Source organism: uncultured Ralstonia sp. (assembly GCA_913056305.1).
GTDB lineage: Bacteria > Pseudomonadota > Gammaproteobacteria > Burkholderiales > Burkholderiaceae > Ralstonia.
The window spans coordinates 1-2915 of sequence record CAJXMR010000364.1; the positions used below are offsets into that span (position 1 = coordinate 1).

At 68.4% G+C, this 2915-nt stretch carries 3 protein-coding genes and 1 pseudogene; all 4 read right to left on the reverse strand.

The window, feature by feature from the left end:
• The coding region (soxB, locus tag QZ609_RS26045) for a thiosulfohydrolase SoxB (RefSeq protein ID WP_295501267.1) at nt 1–1456 on the reverse strand (1456 nt) is incomplete at its 3' end.
• The gene (locus QZ609_RS26050) at nt 1453–1962 is read right to left on the reverse strand and encodes a TlpA disulfide reductase family protein (RefSeq protein ID WP_295501272.1); all 510 of its coding nucleotides are present in this window, start codon (nt 1960–1962) and stop codon (nt 1453–1455) included. The genes soxB and QZ609_RS26050, both read right to left, overlap by 4 nt.
• Before the next feature lie 8 nt (nt 1963–1970).
• The gene (gene soxX, locus QZ609_RS26055; protein WP_295501270.1) at nt 1971–2621 is read right to left on the reverse strand and encodes a sulfur oxidation c-type cytochrome SoxX; all 651 of its coding nucleotides are present in this window, start codon (nt 2619–2621) and stop codon (nt 1971–1973) included.
• An 8-nt stretch (nt 2622–2629) separates the two neighbouring features.
• Nucleotides 2630–2915: pseudogene (locus QZ609_RS26060) on the reverse strand (sulfur oxidation c-type cytochrome SoxA); the annotation flags it as partial.

The window sequence follows — 2915 nt, forward strand, 5'->3', positions numbered from 1 at the left end:
TGTAGCGCAGGCCGCCGGTGCGCACCATGTCGCCGCCCTGCTGGTAGTACGGGTCGGGATTGAACAGGTTGTCGGCCACGTCTTCGAGCACGGTCTTGATGGTGGTGCCGGTCATCTCGGTGAGCGTGGCGGCCGGGTAGGTGATGGCGGTCTGGGCCATCAGCGCTTCCATCGTGACGGGCTCGCCGGGCAGCAGCGTCGTGCCCCAGCGGAACCCGGGCGAGAAGGCGATCTCGGCGCCCTGCGCGGCCATCAATCCATCGACGATGAGCTGGTCGAAGGTGCCGTTGAAGTTACCGCGCCGGTACTGCAGGCCACGGTTCGTGGCGAGCACCTCGCCGAGCTTGTCCTGGTAGGGCGCACGCACGCGTTCGATGAGCGCGGCCATGGCCGGGTCGGCCGGCAGCAGGTCGGCGAAGACCGGCAGCAGCGTGTAGCGAATACCGCGTACGGCACCGCCGCGCACGTCCAGGTCCAGCACGCCGACGAACTTGCCGTTGGCGCCGGCGTTGGTGACCAGCGTCACGCCGCCCGGGTTGCTGACCTTGACCGGCGCCGGCACCGCATCGTGCGTATGACCGCCGAGGATGACATCGAGCCCACGCACGCGCGAGGCCAGCTTCAGGTCGACGTCCATGCCGTTGTGCGACAGCAGGACGACCACCTTCGCGCTCTTGCCGCGCGCCTCGTCGATCATCTTCTGCAGGCGTGCTTCCTGGATGCCGAAAGTCCAGTCGGGCGTGAAATCGGCCGGGTGCGCGATCGGCGTGTAGGGGAACGCCTGCCCGATGATGGCGACCGGCGCGCCGTTCAGTTCGCGCAGCACGTACGGGTCGAACACCGGGTCGCCGAAGTCGGCTGTCTGGATGTTCTGCGCGACGAAGGCGACCTTGTTCTTGAAATCGTGGTCGACCACGTGGCGCACGCGGTCGGCGCCGTAGGTCATTTCCCAGTGCGGGGTCATCACGTCCACGCCGAGCGCGAGGGCCGCATCGACCATGTCCTGGCCGTTGGTCCACAGCGCGGTAGCCGAGCCCTGCCACGTGTCGCCGCCGTCAAGCAGCAGCGCGTTCGGGCGCGTGGCGCGCAGGCGTTTGACGAGCGTGGCCAGGTGCGCGAAGCCGCCCATGCGGCCGTAGCGGCGCGCGGCCTCGGCAAAGTCGAGCGACGTGAGGGCGTGCGCGGCGCGTGAGCCCGCCGCGATGCCGTAGTGCTTGAGCAGCGCATGGCCGACCAGATGCGGCGGCTGCCCGGTCCATTGCGCCACGCCCAGGTTCACGTTGGGCTCGCGGTACTCGATCGGCAGCAACTGCGCGTGGCAGTCGGTGAAGTGCAGCAGGTGAACGTTGCCGAAGCGCGGCAGATCGTACGCCACGGTGTCGGCGTGGGCGTCGGTCAGGCGCAGGCCAGCGGCGGCGGCTACGGCCAGCGCCTGGACGAACTCGCGGCGGTTCATCGGGCGGGTGCCTTGGTGGCGTGGGCGTAGCGGGCGAGGTCGGCGACGTCGTCTTCGAGCATCTCACCGAGTTCCTTGCGCACTACGCGGCCGTTGGCGTCGAGCACCAGCAGCTCCGGCAGCCCCTTGCGCGGGCCAGTGGCGACGCACAGCGCGTCGGATTCCATCGTGACGGGCAAGGTGAAGCCGCGCTTGGCGACGTAGTCGCGGGCGAGCTGCGGATTGGCGTCGATGCTGATGGTAAGAAAGCGCAGGTCGGTGCCGCGCGTGGCGTCATAGAGCTTTTGCAGGCGCGGGTTCTGCAGCGCGCAGAACGGGCACCACGACGCCCAGGTGGCAATGATGACGGGATGACCGCGCCATGCCTCGCCCGGCACGCGCGTGCCGTCGAGCAACTGCACCTCGGGCAGCGACACCACGTCGCCCACTTCCACGGCGTGCGCGGCGCCGGCCGCCAACACCACCGCTGCCACCAGCCCCATCACGAAGCGCTGCGCCGCCCGCATGGCCATCGCTACTGGTTGACCGGCGAGGCCGGATCAAACAGCAGCGCCATCACATCGCGGATCTGCTGTTCCGTCAGGATGCCCTTGTGCCCGAAGCGCGGCATGTTGGAGCACGCCGCATACGCGTTGGAGTTGGTGATCTTGCCCCACGTGTAGCGCAGGATCGCCTCGGAATCGCCGCGCAGCTTGCCGTACTGGTACAGCGACGGACCGATGGTGCCGTACGACACTTCGTCCTTCGACAGCCGATGGCAGGCATAGCAGTTGGCGCCGTTGACGGTGCCGGCCGGGTCGGAGAACTGCATGCCGCGGCCGCTCTGCGCGGTCTTCTCGCCCTCTTTCCAGTCGCCGAGCCACTTGCCGTCCTGCGGGTAGTGGATGGTCTGGAGCTGCGCGTCTTCCAGCTTCTTGGCGACGGCGGCCGGCACCGCGTTGCGGTCCGGGTACTGGCTGCAGAGCTTCTGCACGTCATCGCGCTCGGTCACGCCTTGCACGGTGGCTGGGCCCTTGGAGACAAAACTCTCGTGGATGACCTTGGCGAGCGCCGCGTCGGCCTTCGTATCCGGCTTGGGCGCTGTGATGGAATTCGCATCCGCTGCGTGCGCCGCGTGTGTGATAGCGGCCACGCAGGCCATTGCGATGAGCGTCGTTCGGAGCATGGTCGGCCTCATCGTTTGATCGACGGCGCGTCCATCTTGCCGCCGTTGGCGTTGCGGGCGAGGAACAGCTCCAGCGCCGTGATCACCTCGGCGCCGTAGAGCGGTTCGGGAAAGCGCTGCTGGCGCAGGCAGTCGTACAGGCGGTGCTGCATGGTGCGCACTTCGCCTTGCGAGACGCGGTAGCCGGGCCAGGTGGTGTAGGCCGAACGCGCGCCTGCGGCGGTCAGCAGATCGGGCAGCTCCTGCAGGCGGATGCGCAAACCCGGCTGCGCATGGCACGTGGCGCAGGCAAAG